We start from the raw sequence: 24,088 nt of genomic DNA, 5'->3' as shown, positions 1-24,088 counted from the left end.
TCGCCCAGCAAGGACACTGCATGCCTCCTGCCGTGCGCTTCGGCGTCAACTACACCCCCAGCGAAGGGTGGTTCCACCACTGGCTCGACTTCGACCTCGACTCCGTACGCGCCGACCTCGACTCCATCGCGGCGCTGGGCCTCGACCACATCCGGGTCTTCCCGCTGTGGCCGTACTTCCAGCCGAACCGCACCCTGATCCGTGAGCGAGCCGTCTCGGATCTGGTACGGCTCACCGACGCCGCCGCCGAACGCGGCCTCGACGTCAACGTGGACGGTCTGCAGGGCCACTTGAGCAGCTTCGACTTCCTGCCGGCCTGGACCCGGACCTGGCATCGCCGCAACCTCTTCACCGACCCTGACGTCCTCGACGGCCAGGCCGCCTACCTGCGCACCCTCGCCGCCGCGCTCGCCGACCGGCCGAACTTCCTCGGCATGACCCTCGGCAACGAGGTCAACCAGTTCTCGGCGGACCCGCATCCCGACCCCGACCGGGCGACCCGGGACGAGATCGACCGCTGGCTCGCCCGCATGCTCGCCGCCTGCGAGGAGGGCGCCCCGGGGCGGCTGCATCTGCACGCGGAGTACGACGCCACCTGGTACCAGGACGACCAGCCGTTCACACCGGCCCAGGCGGCCCGGCACGGCACCCTCACGGCCGTGCACTCGTGGGTCTTCAACGGCACCGCCCAGCGTCACGGCCGTGCCTCGGTCCCGGCCGAGCACCATGCCGCCTACCTCGTCGAGCTGAGCAAGGCGTGGGCCGAAGACCCGCACCGCCCGGTCTGGCTCCAGGAGGTCGGTGCGCCCGCCCCGCTGGTGCCGCCCGAGCACGCCGCCGCCTTCACCGCGGCGACCGTCGCGAACGCGCTGGACTGCCCCGACCTGTGGGGCATCACCTGGTGGTGCTCCCACGACGTCTCCCGTGAGCTGGCCGACTTCCCCGAACTCGAATACGGGCTGGGCCTGCTGACCAACGACCGCAAGCCGAAGGACTCGGCCCGGGTGCTGGAGCGGGCGGCCCAGGAGCCACCACGGACGCCTCAGCCGCGTACCACGGCGCTGATCGTCCCCGCCGATCCGGCCGCCCGCTCGCTCTGCGCGCCCGGCGGCGCCGTCTTCGACGCCTATTTCCGGCTGGTCGCCGACGGCGTCCGCCCCACCACCGTCCTCGACACCCGCGCCACCGACCACGACCACCTCACCGCACGCGGCATCACCGAAGTCGTCACTCCCGATCAGGTACTCCCGACCCCACAAGGAGACACCCGCTCGTGAACCCCACCAGACGCACCGTCCTCATCGCCGCGGCCACGGCCGCACTCATGCCCTCACTGCCGGCCGAAGCCGCTCCCAAGGCCGCCGCCCTCCAGCCGTACGCCTCCTACTGGTACCCCGACTCGCTGCCCTCCGGCACCCCGGGCCCCGGCATCACCTGGCGCAGCCTGAAGTCCTGGCGCCCGGCCGACGACGCGGACCTCGCCTTCAACGCCTCGACCGTGCCGCTCGCCCCGCGCTTCACCCCGGCCCCGGTCAACGCCACCGCCCGCGCCGGCCAGGCCCGTATCCAGTCCCTGGTGTCCTTCGGCCCCACCGCGAGCAACCCCTCCCAGGGCTCGGCCACCGCCGACTACTACGCCCTCACGCACTGGGCGTACATCGACGAGCTGGTGTTCTGGGGCGGCTCCTCCGGCGAGGGCCTGATCCTGGCGCCGAACGCGCCGATCGTGGACGCCGCCCACCGCCACGGTGTGCCCGTCCTCGGCAACATCTTCCTGCCGCCCGTCGCCTACGGCGGGCAGTTGCAGTGGACCCGTGACCTGGTGCAGAAGGACGCGGCCGGACGGTATCCGCTGGCCGAGCGGCTGGTCGCGGTCGCGGCGGCGTACGGCTTCGACGGATGGTTCGTCAACGCCGAGACCAGCGGCGGGAACGCCGCGCTGGGCGCCGACATGCTCGGCTTCCTGCGCGAGCTGAAGACGCTCGCCAGGGCCAAGGGACAGCGGGTCACCTGGTACGACTCGATGACCGTGAACGGCAGCGTGAGCTGGCAGGGCGCGCTCAACTCGCAGAACGAGGCGTTCTTCCAGGCCGCCGACGACATGTTCGTCGACTTCCGCTGGACGGCCGCGAAACTGGCCTCGTCGGGGCAGCGGGCCGGGCAACTGGGCCGTGATCGATATGAGCTGTGGGCGGGCGTCGACGTCGAGTCGAACGGCTGGAACTCGTCCGTGGACTGGGACGCCATGGTGCCGCGCGACAAGGCGCACGTCGTGTCGGTCGGCTTCTACCGGCCCGAGTGGACCCGCAACCACCTGCCGGCCGACGGCCGGACGCCGGGCGACTTCCACGCCGCCGACGACCGCTTCTGGACCGGCCGGTCCCTGGACCCCGCCCGGCCGGACGGCACGGACAGCTGGCGGGCGCCGGCCGTCTCGGTCGCCGACCGCTCGACGGTCACCTCGTTGCCGTTCGCGAGCGTGTTCAACACCGGGCACGGGCTGCGCTGGTACGAGAACGGGCAGGTGACGTCGGACGTGCCCTGGAACCATCTGGGCCTCCAGGACCGGCTGCCGTCCCGCCGCTGGGTCGTCCACACCGAGGGGCAGCGACCCGCGGTGACCTTCGACTTCTCGGCCGCGTGGCGCGGCGGGAGCAGTGTGCTCGTCGACGGGGCACTGGACCGGCCGACGGTACTGGACGTGTACGCGACCCGGCTGCCGGTCACCGCGGACACCGTCGTCGAGCTGACCCACCGGGCCGACGCGGGCGCGGTGAAGGTCGAGCTGGCCGTCGCCACCGCCGAACCCACCACACCCGGGGCCACACCGCCGTACACCTACTTCCCCGTGGCCTCGGGGAGCGGCTGGCAGACCGCGACCGTACGGCTCACCGGCCTGACCGGAACCGTGCGGGCGATCGGCGTCCGGCTCACCGCGGCCGGCGGTGGCCAGGTGCGGTGGCGGCTGGGCGGCATCGCCGTGCGGAACGCCCCGCAGACACCGGCGGCGCCCTCCGGCCTCCGTGTCACCGCGGCCTCGGGCGGTGACCTGCGGCTCGCCTGGAATCCGGCCTCGGGCGACGTACGCCACCACACCCTTCACCGCCTGCTGCCCGACGGCACCCGGCGCTTCCTCGGCGGCACCTGCCAGAGCGCGTACTTCTTCGGTGGCCTGAAGCCCGAACAGGGCGAGCAGGAGGCACGGTTCGAACTGCGTGCGGTAGGGGAGCTGTACACCACGTCGGCCCCCGTGACCGTCACCCACCGCTGGTAACCACCCGCCCGGACGACCTACGGAGCACCCCGCATGCATGACGACCGCAACCTGGTCGAAGCCCGCCTGAGGCGCGTCCTCGACGAGCGCGTCCGCCCCGCCGTGTACCCCGAGTCCGTACCGCTGGACGTGGCGGTGTGGCACGCGCCCGGTGAGCCGGTGCCCGTCGCCGAGGGACTCGCGGCCGCACCCGAGCCGATCGAGGTGGGCGCCCGCTGGGGTGCTCCGTGGGGCACCAGCTGGTTCCGGGTCACCGGGACCGTGCCCGAGGCGTGGGCCGGGAAGACCGTCGAGGCGCTGCTGGACCTCGGGTTCGACGAGAACATGCCCGGCTTCCAGTGCGAGGGGCTGGTCTACCGGCCCGACGGAACGCCGGTGAAGGGACTCAATCCGCGCAACCAGTGGGTGCGCGTCGGCGCCCCCGTGGAGGGCGGCGAGGAGGTGCGGCTGCACATCGAGGCGGCCTCGAACCCCGTCATCCTCGACTATCACCCCTTCCTGCCCACGCAGTTGGGCGACAAGGAGACCGCCGGCAGCGAACCCCAGTACAAGCTGGCCCGGATGGATCTCGCCGTCCTCGACGAGAACGTCTGGCAGCTCGTCATCGATCTGGAGGTGCTCGGCGAGCTGATGGCCGAGCTGCCGGTGGAGTCGGCGCGGCGCTGGGACCTCCTGCGGGCGGTGGAGCGGGCGCTCGACGCGATCGACCTCCAGGACGTGAACGGCAGCGCGGCCCGGGCCCGGGACCAGCTCGCCGAGGTGCTCGCCGTGCCCGCCGTGCCGTCCGCCCACCGCATCAGCGCAGTCGGACACGCGCACATCGACTCGGCCTGGCTGTGGCCACTGCGCGAGACGGTGCGCAAGGTGGCCCGTACGACGTCCAACATGACCGCGCTCATCGAGGACGAGCCCGACTTCGTCTTCGCCATGTCCCAGGCCCAGCAGTGGGCGTGGGTGAAGGAGCACCGGCCCGAGGTGTGGGCGCGCGTGAAGAAGGCCGTGGCGGACGGACGGTTCGTGCCGGCCGGCGGCATGTGGGTGGAGTCCGACACCAACATGCCGGGCTCGGAGGCGATGGCCCGGCAGTTCGTGCACGGCAAGCGGTTCTTCCTGGACGAGTTCGGCATCGAGAACGACGAGGCCTGGCTGCCCGACACCTTCGGGTTCGCCGCCGGACTCCCGCAGATCATCAAGGCCGCCGGGTCCAAGTGGCTGCTGACCCAGAAGATCTCCTGGAGCCAGACCAACAAGTTCCCGCACCACACCTTCCAGTGGGAGGGCATCGACGGCACCCGGATCTTCACGCACTTCCCGCCCGTCGACACCTACAACTGCTCCATGAAGGGCAGCGAGATCGCCCACGCGGCCCGCAACTTCAAGGACAAGGGCAGGGCCCGGCACTCCCTGGCGCCCACCGGCTGGGGCGACGGAGGCGGCGGCACGACCCGCGAGATGATCGCCAAGTCGGCACGGCTGCGCGACCTGGAGGGCTCGGCGACCGTCGTCTGGGAGACCCCGGACGCCTTCTTCCGCAAGGCCGAGGCCGAGTACCCCGACGCGCCGGTCTGGGTCGGCGAGCTCTACCTCGAACTGCACCGCGCCACCCTCACCAGCCAGGCCAGGACCAAGCAGGGCAACCGCCGCAGCGAACACCTCCTGCGCGAGGCCGAACTGTGGGCGGCCACGGCCGCCGTACGGACCGGATTCCCTTACCCGTACGAGGAGTTGGACCGGATCTGGAAGACGGTGCTGCTGCACCAGTTCCACGACATCCTGCCCGGCTCGTCCATCGCATGGGTGCACCGGGAGGCCCGTGCCACCTACGAACGCCTCGCCGGCGAGCTCGAAGCCGTCATCGGCTCGGCCCAGCGCGCCCTGGCGGGCGAGGGCACGACCGAGCTCGTCTTCAACTCCGCCCCGCATCCGCGCGAAGGTGTGCCCGCGGGCGGGGCACGGCCCCCGGCGGGCGAGGGCCGGACCTCGCTCACACCGCGCCCCGCCGGCGGCTTCGTCCTCGACAACGGCCTGCTGCGCGTCGAGATCGACGCCCGGGGCCTGGTCGTGTCCGCGTACGACATCGAGGGCGACCGGGAGACGATCGCACCGGGCGGCGCCGCCGGTCTCCTCCAACTGCACCCCGACTTCCCGAACATGTGGGACGCCTGGGACGTCGACGCGTTCTACCGTCACACGGTCACCGACCTGACCGACGTGGACGAGATCGCCGCCGCCGACGGCGAGGTGCGGATCGTGCGGTCCTTCGGCGAGTCCCGCGTCACCCAGCGACTCTCGCTCGCGCCGGGGGAGCGGCGGCTGGTGTTCGACACGGAGGTCGACTGGCACGAGACGGAGAAGTTCCTGAAGCTGGCCTTCCCGCTCGACGTGCACGCGGAACGGTACGCCTCGGAGACCCAGTTCGGGCACTTCCACCGGCCCACCCACACCAACACCAGCTGGGAGGCCGCCAAGTTCGAGGCCTGCAACCACCGCTTCGTCCACGTCGAGGAGCCCGGCTGGGGCGCCGCCGTCGTCAACGACTCGACGTACGGCCACGACGTGACCCGCACGGTCCGCACCGACGGCGACCAGGGCACCACCACCACGGTCCGGGTCTCGCTGCTGCGCGCCCCGCGCTTCCCGGACCCCGAGACCGACCAGGGCGTCCACCGCTTCCGGCACGCCCTGGTACCCGGCGCGGGCATCGAGGACGCGGTGCGCGAGGGCTGGCGGATCAATCTGCCGGAGCGCCGGATCACCGGCGGGCGGGAGGTGTCCCCGCTGGTGACGGTGGACCGGGACGCCGTCGTGATCACGGCGGTGAAGCTCGCCGACGATGGCAGCGGGGACGTGGTGGTACGCCTGCACGAGGCCCACGGCGGCCGGGCACGGGCCACGCTGACGGCGGACTTCGAGGTCCTGGACGTCGCGGCGACGGATCTGCTGGAACGGCCGCTGCCCGAGACACCGTCGTACGAGGACCGTCGGATCGCGCTGCGGCTGCGGCCCTTCGAACTGGTGACGCTGCGGTTGCGGCGGGCCTTGTAGCACGGACGGGTCAGGGCGGCGCGTTTTCATGAAGCGGGAAGCCAACCTCCTTCACACTCAAGGAGGTTGGCGTCCCGTCCAGGCCCTGGAGGCACTCATGAAGCTCGTCACACGAACCCAGCTCGGCTGGCCCGCGTCCGCCGCACCCGCGCAGTCCTCGACCAAGGGCGTGAAGGTCCACTACGAAGGCGCACCGGTCAGCTTGAAACTCCTCGACGACCACGACCTCTGTATCGCCAAATGGAAGGCGATCAGGAAAGACCATCTGGCGAACGAGGAGGAGAACTACTCGGACATCGCCTACAACTACGGCGCCTGTCCGCACGGTCACCTCCTGGAGGGCCGTGGCCTGGACAAGCGCACCGGGGCCAACGGCAACCAGGCCCTCAACCGCGCCCACTACGCGATCTGCGGCCTGGTCGGCTCGGAGGGACTCACCAAGCCGACGGACGCGATGCTCGGCGCCATCCACGACGGAATCGAGTTGCTGCGCCGCCACGGTGCCGGCAAGGAGATCAAGGGCCACAGGGACGGCTTCGCCACCCAGTGCCCGGGCACGCACCTGTACGCATGGGTGCAGAAGGGTGCCCCGCGCCCCGGCGGTTCGACGCCCGTGCCCGGCCCGCGGCCGGTGATCGACCTGTCGAAGGTGATCGCCGCGGCCCTGCACGACCCGGACAAGGCCGGCACACCGGTCTCCTACGGCGGCGTGCGAACCGTGGAGAAGGCGCTCGTCGCCGAGGGCCTCCTCGAATCCCGGTACGCCGACGGCCACTTCGGCGGGGCGACCGTCAAGGCGTACTCCGCCTGGCAGCACCGGTGCGGCTTCACCGGCTCGGACGCCAACGGCATCCCGGGCCAGGTGTCCCTGGACCGACTCGGCGACGCCCACGGCTTCGACGTACAGCCGTAGGACCCCGGCGCCGGTGGGGGAGGGTCACTCGCCGAGCTGCGCTCGCAGCCACTCCTCCACCTCGCCCACATGCGCGGCCGCCGCCGCACGGGCCGCCTCCGGATCGCGGGCCACCAGGGCCCGGTGGATCGCGGCGTGCTCGCGGCGGGTGCGCTCGAAGGCGCCCTCCTCCTGATAGCCGCGCCAGACGCGGGCGCGGAAGGTGCGGGAGGACAGGCCCTCCAGGATCGCGGCCATGGTGTCGTTGCCGGCCGCGGCCGCGATCTCGCGGTGGAACGCCAGGTCGTGAGCCAGGATCTCCTCCGGGTCGTCCGTGGCGTTCATCGCGGTGAGATGCTTCTCGACCTCCGCCAGCTGGTCCGGCGTGATCCGTGCCGCCGCCAGGGCTGTCGCCGTCGACTCCAGGATGCGGCGCACCTCAAGGAGTTCCACCAGCCGCGGGCCCCGGGACAGATCGGCGACCACGCCGAACGTCTCCAGCAGATCGCCGGCCTCCAGCTGGGTGACGTAGATGCCGGAGCCGTGCCGGGCCTCCAGCACGCCCAGCACCGTCAGCGCGCGGATCGCCTCGCGCATCGAGCTGCGGGAGATACCGAGTTGCGCCGCCAGATCCCGCTCGGTCGGCAGCCGCTGGCCGGGCTCAAGGCGCCCCTCCGCGATCATCGCCTTGATCCGCTCGATGGCGCGTTGCGTCACGGTGCCCTTCTGCGGGGCTGTCTCGTCCACGTTCACGCCGTTCCTCCTGTCACCGGTGCGCGCAGTCTAACCAGCGAGGTGGTCCGACCAATACAGGTGCGATGCCGGAAAATCTGCCGCTGGAGGGTGTTGTTCCCCGGAAGTGGTCTGATAAATATGCGGGCATCTGCTCGAACCATGTGCTCGAACACGCTCACCGAGGAGCCGCCAGATGCCCGGCACTACAGCGCGGAAGCAGAACAGGTCACGGAAGGTCAGGGCGGTGTGCGCGGTCGCCGGCGCCTCGCTCGCGCTCGCCGCCTGCGGCAGCACCAAGGACACCGGCGCGGCGAGCGCCGAAGGCGGCGGCAGCGGCAAGGTCGGGGTCATCCTGCCCCTGCTGACCTCGCCGTTCTGGCAGTCGTACAACGACTATGTGCCGAAGATGGCCGACTCCGAGGGTGTCGACGCGCTCAAGACGGTCAACTCCAACAGCGACCCCTCCCAGCAGATCACCGACATCAACAACCAGCTCAACCAGAGCGTCAAGGGTCTGGTGGTGGCCCCGCTGGACAGTGCGGCCATCGAGGCCGGTCTCGACCAGGCCGAGCGCAAGGGCGTGCCGGTCGTCGCCGTCGACGTGGCGCCCGACAAGGGCAAGGTCGCGATGGTGGTGCGCGCCGACAACGTGGCGTACGGCGAGAAGGCCTGCCAGTACCTCGGCGAGCAGATCCCCTCCGGCAAGGTCGTGCAGATCATGGGCGATCTGGCGTCCGTCAACGGCCGCGACCGCTCGGAGGCGTTCAGGGCCTGCGTGAAGAAGAACTTCCCCAAGCTGAAGGTCCTGGAGATACCGGCGAAATGGGAGTCCGACACCGCGGCCTCCAAGCTGGACACCCTCCTGAACGCCAACCCCGACATCAAGGGCATCTACATGCAGGCCGGCGGCGTCTACCTCGCCCCGACCCTGCAGACCCTGAAGTCCAAGGGCATGCTGAAGAAGGCCGGGCAGGACGGGCACATCACGATCGTCTCCAACGACGGCATCCCGCAGGAGTACGACGCCATCCGCAAGGGCGAGATCGACGCGACCGTCTCCCAGCCCGCCGACCTGTACGCCAAGTACGGCATGTACTACATCAAGGCGGCAATGGAGGGGAAGACCTTCGAGCCCGGCCCGACGGACCACGACTCCACCATCGTGAAGCTGCCCAGCGGCATCCTGGAGGACCAGCTGCCCGCCCCGCTGGTCACCAAGGACAATGTCGACGACCCCAAGCTCTGGGGCAACACGGTCAAATGAGTGCGTCCGTGATCACGCCACTCGTCGAGGCGCGGGACATCGTCAAGCGCTACGGCCCCACCACCGCCCTCGCCGACGGACGGCTCACCGTCCTGCCCGGCGAGTCGCACGCCCTCGTCGGCCGCAACGGCGCCGGCAAGTCGACCCTGGTCCAGATCCTCACCGGACTGCAGGCCGCCGACGAGGGCGAGGTCCGCTTCGACGGCGAGCCCGCGCCCCCGCTCGCCGACCGTGACGCCTGGCGCCGCAAGGTGGCCTGCGTCTACCAGAAGCCCACCGTCGTCCCCGAGCTGACGGTCGCCGAGAACCTGTACATCAACCGGCAGCCCCTCAACCGCGGCTTCATCAGCTGGCGCAAGCTGCGCTCCGAGGCCGCCGACCTCCTCGCCACCTGGGACGTGCACGTCGACCCCGAGGCCCGCACCGCCGACCTCAAGGTCGAGGACCGTCAAATGGTGGAGATCGCCAGGGCGTTGAGCTTCGGCGCCCGCTTCATCATCCTCGACGAGCCCACCGCCCAGCTCGACAACCGGGAGATCGAGCGGCTGTTCACACGGATGCGGACGCTCCAGGACTCCGGCGTCACCTTCCTGTTCATCTCGCACCACCTCCAGGAGGTGTACGAGGTCTGCCAGACCGTCACGGTCCTGCGCGACGCCCGCTGGATCACCACCGCACCGGTCGCCGAACTCCCGCGCCGGGCCCTGGTGGAGGCCATGGCGGGGGAGTCCCTGGAGGCCATCGCCGAACAGGCCGTGGACCCGAGGGACGTCGACCACGACGCCCCCGTCCTGCTGGAAGCGCGCGGGCTCACCTCACCGGCGTACGAGGACATCGACCTCACCGTCCGCCGCGGCGAGGTCGTCGGGCTCGCCGGGATCAGCGGCAGCGGCAAGGTGGAACTCGCCGAGTCCTTCGCGGGGCTGCACACCCCGACCGGTGGGGCCGCTCAACTGGGCGGTGCGCGGTTGCCGTTCGGGGATGTCGGGGCGGCGCTGAAGGCGGGTGTCGCCTGTGTGCCCCGCGACCGGCACGACCAGGGCCTCGTCGCCGGCATGACCATCGGCGACAACACCACCATGAGCGTCCTGGAGCGGCTCGGCCGCTTCGGGTTCGTCGGCACCGAACGCAAGCGTGGCTTCGCGACGGCCCTGATCGAACGTCTCGACATCCACACCGAGGGCCCCGACCAGCCCGTCTCCGACCTGTCCGGCGGCAACGCGCAGAAGGTCGTCATGGCCCGCGCCCTCGCCTCCGACCCGCGGCTCCTGGTGCTGATCAACCCCACCGCGGGTGTCGACGTGAAGTCCAAGGAGTCCCTGCTGGCCCGGGTCGACAGCGCCCGTGAGGACGGTATCGCCGTGCTCGTCGTCTCCGACGAACTCGACGACCTGCGCCGCTGCGACCGCGTCCTCGTCCTGTTCCACGGCCGTGTCGTCGCCGAGCACCCGGCCGGCTGGCGCGACCACGAGCTGATCGCCTCCATCGAAGGAGTGGACCACCATGGCTGACACCAAGGCCCCGCCGGCCCTGCCCGTGAAGGTGCCGGACGCCCGTGCCGCCAGGACCGTCCTGCTCCGCCGCGCCCGGGAACTCGCCCTTGTCCCGGCCCTGTTGCTGCTCCTGGTGCTCGGCGCGGTGGTCAACGACTCGTTCCTCACCGAGCGGAACCTGATCTCGATCCTCGGCGCGTCCGCCGCGCTCGCGATGGTAGTGCTGGCCGAGTCGCTGGTCCTGATCACCGGCAAGTTCGACCTGTCGCTGGAATCGGTCGTCGGCATCGCACCCGCCGTCGGCGCCCTGCTCGTGCTGCCCGCCGCGCAGTCCGGCTGGGGCACCGAACTTCCCGCCGCCCTCTCCCTGCTGGCGATCCTCCTGGTGGGCGCTGCCGTCGGAGCCTTCAACGGCATCCTGGTCGTGAAGTTCAAGCTCAACGCGTTCATCGTGACGCTCGCGATGCTGATCGTCCTGCGCGGACTGCTGGTCGGCGCCACCAAGGGAAAGACCCTGTTCGGGATGCCCGAGAGTTTCTACTCCCTGGCCACCACGACCTTCATCGGCATCCCGATGTCGGTGTGGCTCGCCGCCGCGGCCTTCGCGGTCGCCGGGCTCGTGCTCAAGTACCACCGCATCGGACGCGCGCTGTACGCCATCGGCGGCAACGCGGACGCCGCCCGCGCGGCCGGTATCCGGGTCGAGCGGGTGATGCTCGGCGTGTTCGTCGTCGCCGGCGCCCTCGCGGCGGTCGGCGGGATCATCCAGACCGGCTACGTCGGCGCGATCAGCGCCAACCAGGGCAACAACATGATCTTCACCGTGTTCGCGGCCGCGGTGATCGGCGGCATCAGCCTGGACGGCGGCAAGGGCACCATGTTCGGCGCCCTGACCGGCGTACTCCTGCTGGGCGTGGTGCAGAACCTGCTCACCCTCGCCCAGGTCCCGTCGTTCTGGATCCAGGCCATCTACGGCGGAATCATCCTGATCGCCCTCATGATCGCCCGTGTCACCACGGGCCGGGCCCAGGACTGACCACGGCCGCCAACCGCCCCTTGACGGAAAGGACTTCAGTGTCCCAGGCCCCCGGCACCCCCGCCCGCGTCACCGCGGTCGACACCTACGACATCCGCTTCCCCACCTCGCGCGAGCTCGACGGCTCCGACGCGATGAACCCGGACCCCGACTACTCCGCCGCGTACGTCGTGCTGCGCACCGACGCGGCGGACGGGCACGAGGGGCACGGATTCACCTTCACCATCGGGCGGGGCAACGAGATCCAGGTCGCCGCGATCGAGGCGCTGCGCACCCATGTCGTGGGGCGGCCCGTCGACGAGCTGTGCGCCGACCCGGGGACCCTCAACCGCGACCTGATCGGCGACAGCCAGCTCCGCTGGCTCGGCCCCGAGAAGGGCGTGATGCACATGGCGATCGGCGCGGTCATGAACGCCGTGTGGGACCTGGCCGCCAAGCGGGCGGACAAGCCCTTGTGGCGGCTCCTCGCCGACGCCGACCCGGAGTGGATCGTCCGTCAGATCGACTTCCGGTACCTCACCGACGCCCTCACGCCCGAGGAGGCGCTGGCCATCCTGCGCCGGGGCCGCGAAGGCTCGCGGGAGCGCGTCGCGCGGCTGCTGGAGCGCGGCTATCCGGCCTACACCACCTCCGCCGGCTGGCTCGGCTACGACGACGACAAGCTCCGCCGCCTCGCCGCCGAGGCCGTCGCCGACGGCTTCCGCCAGATCAAGCTGAAGGTCGGTGCCGACCTGGAGGACGACGTACGGCGCTGCCGCGTCGCCCGCGAGGCCGTCGGGCCCGGCATCCGCATGGCCATCGACGCCAACCAGCGCTGGGACGTGGCCGAGGCGATCCGCTGGACCAAGGCCCTCGCGGAGTTCGACCCGTACTGGATCGAGGAGCCCACCAGCCCCGACGACGTCCTCGGCCACGCGGCCATCCATGAGGCCGTCGCCCCGGTGAAGGTGGCCACCGGCGAGCATGTGCAGAACCGGGTCGTCTTCAAGCAGCTCCTCCAGGCCGGCGCCCTCGACGTCCTCCAGATCGACGCGGCCCGCGTCGGCGGCGTCAACGAGAACCTCGCCATCCTGCTGCTCGCCGCCAAGTTCGGCGTGCCCGTGTGCCCCCACGCGGGCGGCGTCGGGCTGTGCGAACTCGTCCAGCACCTGTCGATGTTCGACTACGTGGCCGTGACCGGCACCACCGAGGACCGGGTCATCGAGTACGTCGACCATCTGCACGACCACTTCCTCGATCCGGTGATGATCAGGGAAGGTCACTACACGGCACCCACCGCGCCGGGCTTCTCGGCCGCCATGCGGCCCGAGTCGATCGCGCGGTACACGTTCCCGGACGGCGCCTTCTGGGCCGCCGACCGCGATGAGAAGAAGGGGCACGCGGCATGAGCGACTTCGACGGTCTCAAGGCGCTGGTGACAGGAGGCGCCTCCGGCATCGGCCGGGCCACGGCCGAACTCCTCGCCGCGCGCGGCGCCCAGGTCGCCGTCCTGGACCTGGACCCGTCCTCCGTCGACAAGCCCCTGCTCGCCTTCCGCGCCGACGTCACCGACGACACCTCGGTGCGCGAGGCGGTGGCCGCCGCGGTCGCCGAGCTCGGCGGACTGGACGTGGTGGTCAACAACGCCGGGATCGGCGCCCAGGGCACGGTCGAGGACAACGACGACGCCGAGTGGCAGCGGGTCATGGACGTGAATGTCTTCGGCATGGTGCGGGTGGCCCGCGCCGCGCTGCCGCAGCTACGGGAGTCGTCGCACGCGGCCATCGTCAACACCTGCTCCATCGCTGCCACGGCGGGGCTGCCGCAGCGGGCGCTGTACAGCGCGACCAAGGGCGCCGTGTACTCGCTCACCCTCGCCATGGCCGCCGACCACGTCCGCGAGGGCATCCGCGTCAACTGCGTCAACCCCGGCACGGTGGACACCCCCTGGATCGGCCGACTGCTGTCGAAGGCCCCCGATCCGGCCGCCGAACGCGCCGCCCTCGAGGCCCGCCAGCCCACCGGCCGACTCGTGTCCGCCGCCGAGGTCGCCGGTGCCGTCGCCTACCTCGCGAGCCCGCTCTCCGGCGCCACCACCGGCACCGCCCTCGCCGTCGACGGCGGCATGCAGGGCCTGCGCCTCAGGCCGGCCGGCCGGTGAACCGGCTCGGCCGCACCGACGTCGAGGTCAGCCCGCTGGCCTTCGGCGGGGCCGCCATCGGCAACCTCTACAGCGAGGTCGGCGAGCAGCAGGCGTACGAGGCGGTGGACGCTGCCTGGCAGCGCGGCATCCGCTATTTCGACACGGCCCCGCACTACGGCCTCGGCCTCGCCGAACGGCGCCTCGGCGCCGCACTGCGGGAGCACCCGCGCGGCGAGTACACCCTCTCCACGAAGGTCGGCCGCCGGCTGGAGCCGGTGGCGGACGTCACGGGCGACGACCTGGCCAACGGCTTCGCCGTCCCCGCAGACCGGCGCCGCGTCTGGGACTTCAGCGCGGACGGTGTACGACGCGGCCTGGAGGAGAGCCTGGAGCGCCTCGGTCTCGACCGCGTCGACGTCGTCTACCTCCACGACCCCGACGACCACGCCGAACAGGCCTTCCGCGAGGGCTACCCGGCACTGGAGAAGCTGCGTTCCCAAGGGGTGGTGGGTGCGATCGGCGTCGGGATGAACGAGGTGGAGATGCTCACCCGCTTCGTCACCGACACCGACGTCGATGTGGTGCTGTGCGCCGGCCGCTACACGCTGCTGGACCAGAGCGCGCTCGACGATCTGCTGCCCGTCGCGGTCGAGTGCGGCACGTCCGTCGTCGTCGGCGGTGCCTTCAACTCCGGTCTTCTGGCCGATCCGGGACCGGACGCGACGTACAACTACGCGCAGACGCCGCAGAAGGTGCTGGACCGTGCACTGGGCATGAAGTCCCTCGCCGACCGGCACGGCATCACCCTGCGGGCCGCCGCCCTCGCCTTCTGCGCCGCGCACCCGGCCGTCGCGAGCGTCCTCGTGGGCCTCCGGTCGGCCGACGAAGTCCGGGACTGCGCCGAGCAGTTCGCGACCGAGGTGCCGATGGCGTTCTGGCAGGACCTGCTGGAGTCCGGCCTGCTGTCCGACAAGGAAGAAGCGTCATGAGAGTCGCCCTGCACACCAAGGTACGCGCCGACCGGATCGCCGCATACGAGGCCGCCCATCGTGAGGTGCCGGTCGAGCTCACCGACGCCATCCGCGCCGCCGGGGCGACCTCCTGGACGATCTGGCGCAGCGGCACCGACCTGTTCCACGTCCTGGACTGCGAGGACTACGGCCGCCTCCTCGCCGAACTGGAGAAGCTGCCGGTCAACGTGGCCTGGCAGGCCCGCATGGTCGAGCTCCTCGACGTGGTGCACGACTACTCCCACGAGGGCGCGGACGCCGGCCTGCCCGTCGTATGGGAGCTGCCGTGACGATCGTCGACGCCCACCACCATGTGTGGGACCTGTCGGTGCGGGACCAGGACTGGATCACGGGCCCCGAACTCCAGCCGCTCAGAAGGGACTTCACCGTCGGTGACCTCGCCTCCGAGGCGCTGGCCGCCGGAGTCGGCCGTACCGTACTCGTCCAGACGATCACCGTGCCCGAGGAGACCCCGGAGTTCCTGGCGCTCGCCGCCGAGCACGAGCTGATCGCGGGCGTCGTCGGCTGGACCGACCTCACGCGCCCCGACGTCGCCGAAGAGCTGGCCCGGCTGCGGGAACTGCCCGGCGGGCGGTACCTCAAGGGGATCCGCCACCAGGTCCAGGGCGAAGCCGACCCGGAGTGGCTGCTGCGCGCGGACGTCCGGCGCGGACTGGCCGCCGTGGCGCAGGCGGGCCTGGTCCACGACCTCGTGGTGCTGCCGCATCAGCTCCCCGCCTGCGTCAAGGCCGCTGCGGCGCTCCCCGAACTCACCTTCGTCCTGGACCACTTGGGCAAGCCGCCGATCGCCTCCGGCGCCCGCGAACCCTGGACCCGTGACGTCCGCGCCCTCGCCGCGCTCCCCAACACCGTCTGCAAACTCTCCGGCATGGTCACCGAGGCCGACCACGCCGCCTGGAGCATCGCCGACCTGCGCCCGTACGCCGACGCGGTGCTGGACGCCTTCGGCCCGGGGCGCCTGATGTTCGGCTCGGACTGGCCGGTGTGCACGCTCGCGGCGACGTACGGCCAAGTCCTCGCCACGGCACAGGAACTGACCGCGGAGGCCGACCGCCGGCAGATCTTCGAGACGACCGCCACCCGCGTCTACGACCTCTGAGCCACCCCGGCCAGCCTGGTCGGCGGCAGATACTCGCGCACGAACGTCCGCTCCCAGCACGCGCCCGTCTCCCGCAGTTCCCGCCAGGTCGTGTACCGGTAGCGGAAGAGGCGGGCGCGGATATGGCGTGGTGGGTCGTCGGGCGGGAACGGGGAGCGGCGCAGGAGTCTGAGAGTGTCGCGGTCGTTCTCCAGGAGCCGCTCCACCAGGGCACCGAACCACGGGCCCGCGTAGGCGGGGGACAGCGCGGCGAACCACATCAGCCAGTCCAGCCGCAGGTGGTACGGCGCGAACTGGCGCGGCCAGCGGTGGGGGTCGCCCGGCTTGCCCTTGAACTCGTACTCCCGCCAGTCCGAGTCCGCGCTCGGCACCTCGTCGGCCGTCCCCTCGACGACCACCTCGTAGCGGATCCGGCTGACGCTGCCGAACGCGCCGTAGGTGTTGACCAGGTGGAGCGGGTCGAAGGAGCGGTTCATGACCTGGCGGCGGGAGATCATGTTGGCGACCGGGTGGTAACTGAGGTACAGCAGCAGGGCGGCGACCGCCAGGACAACCACCTCGTACCACAGCGGCGCGTCCGGCACGGTCGGCGGATCGCTGGGGAACGCCAGTGCCGACAGGGCCAGCACGATGGTGATCCAGTTCAGCCAGGAGAAGTTGCCCGACAGGACCAGCCAGAGCTGGGTGACGATCATCAGGGCGGCGGCGGCCGTCGCGATGGGCTGTGGGGTGAAGAGGAAAAGGGGCACGACGAGTTGGGTGAAGTGGTTGGCGGCCACCTCGACGCGGTGCAGCGGCTTCGGCAGATGGTGGAAGAACCAGCTCAGCGGGCCCGGCATCGGCTGGGTCTCGTGATGGTGGTCCAGGCAGGTCAGCTTCCGCCAGCACTCGTCGCCGCGCATCTTGATCAGCCCCGCCCCGAACTCGACGCGGAACAGGATCCAGCGCAGCAGGAACAGCACCACGACCGGCGGCGCCACCTCGTCGTTGCCCAGCAGCACGGCCAGGAAGCCGACCTCCAGCAGCAGGGACTCCCAGCCGAAGGAATACCAGGTCTGGCCTACGTTGACGATCGACAGATACAGCGCCCACGGGACCAGCCACAGCAGCATCGCGGCCCACAGCGGTACCACCGAGTCCAGGCCGGCCAGCAGCGCCGCCGACACCGCGCAGCCCGCCCAGGCGCAGCCGGCGAAGAACCGGTCCGAGTAGTGGAGTTGGAACAGGCTCGGCGCCGCCCTGAAGCGCACCTGCGCGACGAAGCGCGGCACGGGCAGCATCCCCCGCTCGCCCATCAGCGCCCGGAACTGAAGGGCCGCCGTCAGGAACGCGACGAGGTACACGCCGGCCAGAGCCCGCTGGAAGACCAGCCGGCTCGTCCAGTAGTCCGGTGCGACGAACCAGTCCACGGCCGTACGCCTCCTTCCCTCATTGTCGCGCCATCCGCCCCAGGTGACTCTCCGTATACCACGTCTCCGCTTGCGTAACCCATGCGAGTGGCCGGGCGGCAAGCGAGGCCGATCCTGTCGCCCCAGTCGAAGAATCGGGCAAACCCTGGCAAGGTGGCCCCATGGTTGATCGGGGAGCGAGCGCCCCGTCACTCCCGGACGACTGGCCCGCCCACCCGGACCCGATCCTGGCGCTCAACCGCATGGGCACCTTCGACTGGGACCTGGACAACGGTGTCTTCCACATGGACGCCCAGGCCCACGAGGTCTTCGACCTGCGCCCCGACGAATACGACGGCAACCCGGCCACCCTCGCGGTCCGGGTGCCGCCGCCGGAGGGCTACCGGCTGGACCGTCTGGTCTCTCAGGCCTTGAAGGACGGCAGCGAGAACTACGGCGCCTACTTCCGCATCCGCTGCCGCGACGGCACCATGCGCTGGACCCACACCCAGGGCTACATCCGCCGTGACGAGACGGGCCGGCCGCGCCGCATCGTCGGCATCGTCCGCGTCGCCACCGACGAACTCGCCGAGATCGAGCAGCGGCGCGAGGAGGCGGCCGAGGACGAGGCCCGGCGCCAGCAGACCAGCGTCGTCCAGCTCACCACGGCCGCCCTCGCCCACGCGAGCACCATCCAGGACGTCATCGACGTCCTCAAGGACACCCACGGCCTCACCCACCTCGGCGCCACCAGCCTCGTCATGGGCCTGGTCGAGGCCGGCCGTATCCGGCTGGTCGCCGAGGGCCCCTCCGGCAGCTTCGTGCCCGGCACCCTGATCACCCGAATAGACGAGCAGTACCCGATGAGCGAGGTCGTACGGACGCTCAGCCCGCGGTTCATCGAGTCGCCGGAGGAGTTCGCGGACAGCTACCCGATCCTCTGGCCGCACATCACCGACCTGCACATCACATCCGCCGCCTACCTGCCGCTGATCGCCCAGGCCAGGCCCATCGGCGCCATCGGCCTGCTCTACAACGACCGGCGCGGCTTCTCCACCGAGGACCGCAACGTGCTCGTCGCCCTCGGCAGCAGCATCGCGCAGAGCCTGCAGCGGGCCATGTTCTACGAGCAGGAGAAGGACCTCGCCACCGGCCTCCAGCAGGCCATGCTGCCGCGCACCATCCCCAGCGTGCCCGGCGCCGACGTCGCCGTGCGCTACCGCTCCGCCTCCCTCGGCCGGGACATCGGCGGCGACTGGTACGACCTGATCCCGCTCCCGGGCGGCCGCGTCGGTGCCGTCATCGGCGACGTCCAGGGCCACGACACCCACGCCGCCGCCGTGATGGGCCAGCTGCGCATCGTCCTGCGCGCCTACGCCGCCGAGGGGCACACACCGGCCACGGTGATGGCGCGCGCCTCGGTGTTCCTGCACGAGCTGGACACCGACCGCTTCGCGACCTGCCTGTACGCCGAGGCCGACCTGTCCACCGGTGTCGTGCAGGTGGTGCGGGCCGGCCATATCGACCCGCTGGTCCGTGAGCCCGGCGGCGCCTGCCGTCGGGTCTCCGTCGAGGGCGGGCTGCCGCTCGGCCTGTCCGCGGAGTTCGGGCAGCTCGAATACCCGGTCGGCACGATCGAGCTGGACTCCGACCACACCCTGCTGCTGTGCACCGACGGCCTGGTCGAACAGCCCGGCACCGACCTGGACGACGGCATGCAGACCCTCACCGCGCTCATCGCCACCGGTCCGAAGGACGTCCGTGATCTCGCCGACCGCCTCATCGACATCGCCGAGGAGCGCGGCGGCGACGACGACGTGGCCCTGCTCCTGCTGCGCCGCCGCGTGCTGGACGCCCCTCAGGCCGGCGGCCGGCTCCAGCAGCACGTCGCGCCCGGCGACCCCGAGGCCCTCACCGCCGCCCGGCACATGATCCGCGCCGCCGTGCGCGCCTGGGGCGCCGCCGACCGCGCGGACGAGATCGAGCTGGTCGCCGACGAACTGATCACCAACGCCCTGATGCACACCGAGGGCTCGGCCGTGGTGACCCTGCGGGTCCTCGCCGGCTCCGAACGCCGGCTGCGTGTCGAGGTCGAGGACTCCTCCAGTGCCCTGCCACGCCGCCGTGAGGCCGGGGAGTCGGGCGTCTCCGGCCGCGGGCTGCTCCTGGTCGACCTGCTCACGGACGTGTGGGGCGTGGAGGCCCGAGGCGGCGGCAAGGCGGTGTGGTGCGAGTTCGTGGTGCCGGAGAGGCCCTGAGGCACCTGAGGGAAACCAACGGGCACTGTCGGTGCCGGATGGCACCCTGGACGTATGCCGGAACTCCCCGAGGTCGAAGCGCTCAAGGACTTCCTGACCGAGAACCTGGTCGGGCACGAGATCGTGCGGGTGCTGCCCGTCGCGATCAGCGTCCTCAAGACGTACGACCCGCCGGTCACCTCCGTCGAGGGCCATGAGGTGACCGCCGTGCGCCGCCACGGCAAGTTCCTGGACCTCCGGACCGCGGACGGCCCGCATCTGGTGACCCACCTGGCCCGCGCGGGCTGGCTCCAGTGGAAGGACCAACTCCCCAGCGGGATGCCCCGCCCCGGCAAGGGCCCGCTCGCGCTGCGCGTCGCCCTGGAGACCGGGGCCGGCTTCGACCTGACGGAGGCCGGCACACAAAAACGCCTCGCGGTGTACGTCGTGCGGGACCCGCAGGAGGTACCGGGCGTGGCCCGGCTGGGCCCGGACCCGCTCGCCGACGACTTCGACGAGGCCCGTTTCGCGGCCCTGCTGAAGGACGAGCGCCGCCAGATCAAGGGCGCCCTGCGCGACCAGAGCCTCATCGCCGGGGTCGGGAACGCGTACAGCGACGAGATCCTGCACGCGGCCAGGATGTCGCCGTTCAAACTGGCGGCGGCACTGACCCCGCAGGAGACGACTCGGCTGTACGAGGCCCTGCGGACGACCCTCACCGAGGCGGTCGAGCGTTCGCGTGGGCTGGCCGCCGGCCGGCTCAAGGCCGAGAAGAAGAGCGGTCTGCGCGTCCACGGCCGCACCGGCGAGTCCTGTCCGGTCTGCGGCGACACCATCCGCGAGGTCTCCTTCAGCGACTCCTCGCTGCAGTACTGCCCGACCTGCCAGACGGGCGGGAAGCCGCTGGCGGACCGCAGGATGTCGCGGCTGCTCAAGTAGCCGATACGGAGGGCCGAGCGGACCTGGCGCAGTGGAGGGCAGTCGGGCAGCGCCGCGAGGGGCGCGGGGCTGTATCGACCTGCGGCTCCGCCGCGTGGGCGCGACCGGCCACGACGGCGCCGCGGACGAACGACGGCCGATCACGGCTCGTCCGGCGCAGCGCCTAGCGGGGTTCGAGCGTCACCAGGTGCTCGCCGTCGGCGGTGCGCACCTCGTAGCGTGCGATCTCTTCGCTGTGCATCGCCGAAGCGCCCGTCATGGTGTTCTCGCGGGCGTCGTGGTGGGCCGCGGACCAACTGGTCACGGTCTCCTCCGAGCCGTCGCGGCCGATGGCGATCAGATGGCAGGGGCGCGGCCCCGCGCCGTCCTTCACCTTCAGCTCCACCTGGCTGCCGTACATCTCGTTCTCGGTCGTGACCTGCGCCCACACCCCGGACCGCTCGTCGGTCGCCTGGACGACCTGGACCGATCTGTCGTCGCCGCCCGCCATGATCGCGATGCCGGGGGCGGCGAGGGCGATCACCACCGAGGCGGCCACGGCGTACAGGGTGCGCCGGCGTCGTGCGCGATGGCGGACCGCCACCGCTTCGAGCAGGCGGTTCAACATCTGCGGACCCGGCTTGGTCATGGGGCTCACGAACTGGGGCGTGGACCGCCGGTACAGCATCAACTGGCGGGTGACCGGCCCGAACTCGGTCACGTGTGCCGCACAGCGGGGGCACTCCATGAGGTGGTCCTCGAAGCGGAACGCCTCCGCCTCAGTCAGCACGCCGAGCGCGTACGCGGCGACGTCGCGATGCCTCTCCAGGGACCTCATGCCGAATCCTCGTGCCGTTGGGTGTGGGGTGTGTTACTCCTTGCGCCCACTGGTACGCACCAGACAGTCGAATCACTCAAGCCACTTGGAGAATCGCAACCAAGTGATTCGGAGCGGTCGGCGTCGAGGATTGGTCCGAGGAGAAAAGAACTTAGAAAAGGTGGATGGCGAGGTGACCGAGCGGCAGCCCGAGCTGCCACGCCGGCGTCCACACCTTCGGTCCCTCGTCCTCACCGACCGGCGCACCGCCGCCCGGCACGGCGTTCAGATCGGGCGCGAGCAGCTCGGTCTCCTGGAGCCAGCGCCAAGCCGCCTCGGCGAGTTCCAGGTCGGGCGCGGGCCCGCCGGAGTCGGTCGCTTCGGCCGCGAGGCCCGCCATGCGCTCGCCCACCCAGTCCTGCCACGGCTGGTCGTAGGCCGTCAGCGACAGCCAGGTCTCCAGCTGGGTGACCACCCGGATGCCGGACAGCTCGCCGTCGGTGTCGGACAGGAAGATCGTCAGCGCCAGGGCGTCACGCCCCGCGCGGAACTCGAAGGACGTCGGCGGCATCAGATCGCCGGTGCGCAGCAGCTCGTCGGCGATGTACTCGGCGTACAACCACGCCATGGGGACGGTGAGTTCACCGCCACCGGTGCCGTCCGTGCTCTCCTGACCTCTGTGCAGCATCCCTTCCTGCCTTCCTCCGGTGAGTGCGTCGCCCTACCCCGGGGCCCTGGGCCCTTGCCCAATCCGGAACACGGATGAGGACAGCCGATTACTCAACCGGGGTGTTCAGCAAGGCGCTTTACGGAGGTTTGACCAAGCCTTCGGTTTCACCGCAGGTCGGCCGCGTATCCGGGAAGCACCCGACGCAGTGCGCGCAGTGCGTAGTACGCGCGGGACTTCACCGTACCGGGCGGAATACCAAGGGTTTCCGCGGCCTCCGCAACACTCGCCCCTTGGAAGTACACGAGCACCAGGACTTCACGGTGCTCGGGAGTGAGTGTCTTCACAGCCTCGCGGACGTCGAGCATCTCGGCGGCCCGCTCGGCGTGATCGGAGATGACGCGCGCGTTCTCCAGGATCGCGTCGCCGACCTCCGGCGGACGTGCCTGCCGGGCCCGTCGCGCGTCGATCGCCAGGCGTCGCCCGACGGTCAGCAGCCAGGGCCGCACCGAGTCGAAGTCGTCGGCGCGCAGGGCCTCGGGATGCTGCCAGGCGCGCACCAGCGTCTCCTGCACGAGGTCCTCGGCGCGCTGCCGGTCGCCGTCACAGAGCCGGAGCAGGAGCGCGAAAAGGGGCCGGCCGTGCTCCCGCTGCAGTGCGGCGAGCTCGTGCTCGGCGGTCGTCCCGTTCGTGAGGGTGATTCCGGCCGTCATGGCCGTATGGCATCGCAGGCGGCAGTCCGGGGACAGGGAGCACGCACGGATCTGCGGCGGACGGTCGATCGCGTCGGCGAACGGTTCGATGAACGGTCCCTTCCGCAAGCCGGGGCGGACCGTACGGGCTAACGGAAACGGCCGGATTGTTTGCGAGCGTGCTCTAATTCGTACCTATTTTGGTGCGTATATACGACCACAAGGGGTGAGCTGATGATCGCACGCAGTCGGCTTGTGGCCATCGCTGTCGCGGCCGTGCTTGTCGCAGGTGCCGCCTGTCAGGCCCACAACCGCGAGGTCGCGGGACGCGCGGCGCCCGCCGCCGGCACCCGCGGCTTCACCCTCGTCGCCTCCGGCGACATCCTTCCGCACACCGCGATCATCGATCGCGCCCGCTTCGACGCGGGCGGCAAGGGGTACGACTTCCGCCCGATGTTCGACGGTGTGCGATCCGTGGTCTCCCGAGCCGACCTGGCGCTGTGTCATATGGAGACCGTCTACGGCGAGAACGGCGAGTACACCGGCTACCCCCTGTTCAAGTCCCCGCCGGAGGTGGCCCGGGGCGTCGCCTCGGTCGGCTACGACGGGTGCTCGACGGCGTCCAACCACAGTCTCGACGACGGCGCCGCCGGCATCCTGCGCACGCTGAACGCGCTCGATCAGGTGAGGGTGCGGCACGCGGGCACGGCCCGCAGTGTGGGCGAGCAGCGCAGCGTGTCCGTCATGCGTGCGGGCCGCGCCAAGGTCGCGCAGCTCGCGTACACGTACGGTGTCGACTTCCCGCTCCCGCCCGGGCAGCCCTGGGCGGTCAATCTGATCGACCGGAAGAAGATCGTCGAGGACGCCCGCGCCGCCCGCAGGGGTGGAGCCGATGTGGTCGTGGTGTCGATGCACTGGGGTACCGAATGGCAGGACGCGCCCGACGAGGACCAGTTGGACCTGGCCCGTGACCTCACCGCCGCCCGCTCCGGCGACCGACCCGACATCGACCTGATCCTCGGCACCCACGCCCATGTGCCACAGGCGTACGAGAAGGTGAACGGCACCTGGGTGGTCTACGGCATGGGCGACCAGGTCGCCGGCGCGATGTACAACGAACAGGGCGTGCAGGACCCGCGCGGCAACCAGTCCACCCTCGCCCGCTTCCGCTTCGAGCCGCCCGACCGGGCCGGCAAGCGCTGGGAGGTGACCAAGGCCGAGTACCTCCCGCAGCTGTTCGACATTGACGCAGGCCGGGTCATCAACCTCAACCGGGCCATCGCCAAGGGCGCCGAACTGCAGGGCGTGCGGGACCGCATCCGCCAGGTCGTGCTGAGCCGGGGTGCCGCGGACGACGGGCTGGCGATGGGGGAGTAGG

At 71.0% G+C, this 24,088-nt stretch carries 20 protein-coding genes; 15 read left to right on the top strand and 5 right to left on the bottom strand.

Features of this window, described 5'->3' with window-relative positions; all coding sequences use genetic code 11:
- Window positions 1–20 precede the first annotated feature (20 nt).
- The 4 genes from ACFPQ9_RS01905 to ACFPQ9_RS01890 all read left to right on the top strand — a co-directional run bounded on the left by ACFPQ9_RS01905 (window position 21) and on the right by ACFPQ9_RS01890 (window position 7,232).
- Window positions 21–1,277, top strand: coding sequence for a glycoside hydrolase 5 family protein (locus ACFPQ9_RS01905; RefSeq protein WP_380845417.1), 1,257 nt, complete (start codon window positions 21–23; stop codon window positions 1,275–1,277).
- On the top strand, window positions 1,274–3,274 hold the full coding sequence (locus ACFPQ9_RS01900; protein WP_380845414.1) for an endo-beta-N-acetylglucosaminidase: 2,001 nt from the start codon (window positions 1,274–1,276) through the stop codon (window positions 3,272–3,274). Before ACFPQ9_RS01905 ends, ACFPQ9_RS01900 begins: the two co-directional genes overlap by 4 nt.
- A gap of 33 nt (window positions 3,275–3,307) precedes the next feature.
- Entirely contained in the window at window positions 3,308–6,319 is a 3,012-nt protein-coding gene (locus ACFPQ9_RS01895; RefSeq protein ID WP_380845411.1) for an alpha-mannosidase, read from the top strand.
- A 97-nt stretch (window positions 6,320–6,416) separates the two neighbouring features.
- Complete coding sequence (locus ACFPQ9_RS01890) at window positions 6,417–7,232, top strand: N-acetylmuramoyl-L-alanine amidase (protein WP_380845408.1); 816 nt, start codon at window positions 6,417–6,419, stop codon at window positions 7,230–7,232.
- Between the two features lie 24 nt (window positions 7,233–7,256).
- Here the strand turns inward: ACFPQ9_RS01890 and ACFPQ9_RS01885 are convergent, their stop codons facing one another.
- Entirely contained in the window at window positions 7,257–7,958 is a 702-nt protein-coding gene (locus tag ACFPQ9_RS01885) for a FadR/GntR family transcriptional regulator (RefSeq protein WP_380848328.1), read from the bottom strand.
- Window positions 7,959–8,139: 181 nt separating this feature from the next.
- Between ACFPQ9_RS01885 and ACFPQ9_RS01880 the strand changes: the two genes are divergently transcribed.
- The 8 genes from ACFPQ9_RS01880 to ACFPQ9_RS01845 are packed head-to-tail and all read left to right on the top strand — an operon-like array spanning window position 8,140 to window position 15,991.
- Window positions 8,140–9,210 (top strand): sugar ABC transporter substrate-binding protein, encoded by a 1,071-nt coding sequence (locus ACFPQ9_RS01880; RefSeq protein ID WP_380845405.1) that lies wholly within the window; start codon window positions 8,140–8,142, stop codon window positions 9,208–9,210.
- Window positions 9,207–10,721, top strand: a complete 1,515-nt coding sequence (locus tag ACFPQ9_RS01875; RefSeq protein ID WP_380845402.1) for a sugar ABC transporter ATP-binding protein — start codon at window positions 9,207–9,209, stop codon at window positions 10,719–10,721. The genes ACFPQ9_RS01880 and ACFPQ9_RS01875 overlap by 4 nt, the downstream gene beginning before the upstream one ends.
- Complete coding sequence (locus tag ACFPQ9_RS01870) at window positions 10,714–11,739, top strand: ABC transporter permease (protein WP_380845399.1); 1,026 nt, start codon at window positions 10,714–10,716, stop codon at window positions 11,737–11,739. The genes ACFPQ9_RS01875 and ACFPQ9_RS01870 overlap by 8 nt, the downstream gene beginning before the upstream one ends.
- A 38-nt stretch (window positions 11,740–11,777) precedes the next feature.
- Window positions 11,778–13,127 carry an L-fuconate dehydratase gene (locus ACFPQ9_RS01865; RefSeq protein ID WP_380845396.1) on the top strand — a complete coding sequence of 450 codons (1,350 nt, stop codon included), beginning with the start codon at window positions 11,778–11,780 and terminating at the stop codon, window positions 13,125–13,127.
- Window positions 13,124–13,879 carry an SDR family NAD(P)-dependent oxidoreductase gene (locus tag ACFPQ9_RS01860; RefSeq protein WP_380845393.1) on the top strand — a complete coding sequence of 252 codons (756 nt, stop codon included), beginning with the start codon at window positions 13,124–13,126 and terminating at the stop codon, window positions 13,877–13,879. The genes ACFPQ9_RS01865 and ACFPQ9_RS01860 overlap by 4 nt, the downstream gene beginning before the upstream one ends.
- Window positions 13,876–14,850, top strand: coding sequence for an aldo/keto reductase (locus ACFPQ9_RS01855; protein ID WP_380845390.1), 975 nt, complete (start codon window positions 13,876–13,878; stop codon window positions 14,848–14,850). The genes ACFPQ9_RS01860 and ACFPQ9_RS01855 overlap by 4 nt, the downstream gene beginning before the upstream one ends.
- Window positions 14,847–15,161 carry an L-rhamnose mutarotase gene (locus tag ACFPQ9_RS01850; protein WP_380845387.1) on the top strand — a complete coding sequence of 105 codons (315 nt, stop codon included), beginning with the start codon at window positions 14,847–14,849 and terminating at the stop codon, window positions 15,159–15,161. Before ACFPQ9_RS01855 ends, ACFPQ9_RS01850 begins: the two co-directional genes overlap by 4 nt.
- Window positions 15,146–15,991: an amidohydrolase family protein gene (locus ACFPQ9_RS01845; RefSeq protein WP_380845384.1), complete on the top strand. Its 846-nt coding sequence runs from the start codon at window positions 15,146–15,148 to the stop codon at window positions 15,989–15,991. The genes ACFPQ9_RS01850 and ACFPQ9_RS01845 overlap by 16 nt, the downstream gene beginning before the upstream one ends.
- Here ACFPQ9_RS01845 and ACFPQ9_RS01840 read toward each other — a convergent pair.
- On the bottom strand, window positions 15,979–17,400 hold the full coding sequence (locus ACFPQ9_RS01840) for a lipase maturation factor family protein (protein WP_380845381.1): 1,422 nt from the start codon (window positions 17,398–17,400) through the stop codon (window positions 15,979–15,981). The genes ACFPQ9_RS01845 and ACFPQ9_RS01840 overlap by 13 nt on opposite strands.
- A gap of 161 nt (window positions 17,401–17,561) precedes the next feature.
- Between ACFPQ9_RS01840 and ACFPQ9_RS01835 the strand changes: the two genes are divergently transcribed.
- A complete protein-coding gene (locus ACFPQ9_RS01835; protein ID WP_380845378.1) occupies window positions 17,562–19,637 on the top strand; it encodes a SpoIIE family protein phosphatase in 2,076 nt (691 codons plus the stop codon).
- A 54-nt stretch (window positions 19,638–19,691) separates the two neighbouring features.
- The gene (locus tag ACFPQ9_RS01830; protein WP_380845375.1) at window positions 19,692–20,555 is read left to right on the top strand and encodes an Fpg/Nei family DNA glycosylase; all 864 of its coding nucleotides are present in this window, start codon (window positions 19,692–19,694) and stop codon (window positions 20,553–20,555) included.
- Window positions 20,556–20,718: 163 nt separating this feature from the next.
- Here ACFPQ9_RS01830 and ACFPQ9_RS01825 read toward each other — a convergent pair whose 3' ends face one another.
- The 3 genes from ACFPQ9_RS01825 to ACFPQ9_RS01815 all read right to left on the bottom strand — a co-directional run bounded on the left by ACFPQ9_RS01825 (window position 20,719) and on the right by ACFPQ9_RS01815 (window position 22,731).
- On the bottom strand, window positions 20,719–21,372 hold the full coding sequence (locus tag ACFPQ9_RS01825) for a zf-HC2 domain-containing protein (RefSeq protein ID WP_380845372.1): 654 nt from the start codon (window positions 21,370–21,372) through the stop codon (window positions 20,719–20,721).
- Window positions 21,373–21,523: 151 nt separating this feature from the next.
- Complete coding sequence (locus ACFPQ9_RS01820) at window positions 21,524–22,039, bottom strand: hypothetical protein (RefSeq protein ID WP_030952313.1); 516 nt, start codon at window positions 22,037–22,039, stop codon at window positions 21,524–21,526.
- A 146-nt stretch (window positions 22,040–22,185) separates the two neighbouring features.
- Window positions 22,186–22,731 carry a sigma-70 family RNA polymerase sigma factor gene (locus ACFPQ9_RS01815; protein WP_380845369.1) on the bottom strand — a complete coding sequence of 182 codons (546 nt, stop codon included), beginning with the start codon at window positions 22,729–22,731 and terminating at the stop codon, window positions 22,186–22,188.
- A 213-nt stretch (window positions 22,732–22,944) separates the two neighbouring features.
- On the opposite strand from ACFPQ9_RS01815, the gene ACFPQ9_RS01810 reads away from it, so the two are divergent.
- Window positions 22,945–24,087 carry a CapA family protein gene (locus ACFPQ9_RS01810; protein WP_380845366.1) on the top strand — a complete coding sequence of 381 codons (1,143 nt, stop codon included), beginning with the start codon at window positions 22,945–22,947 and terminating at the stop codon, window positions 24,085–24,087.
- Window position 24,088 lies beyond the last annotated feature (1 nt).

The sequence above is a fragment of the Streptomyces coerulescens genome (genome assembly GCF_042657965.1).
In the GTDB taxonomy this organism is placed as follows: domain Bacteria; phylum Actinomycetota; class Actinomycetes; order Streptomycetales; family Streptomycetaceae; genus Streptomyces; species Streptomyces coerulescens.
This window is presented reverse-complemented; position numbering and strand designations above follow the sequence as displayed.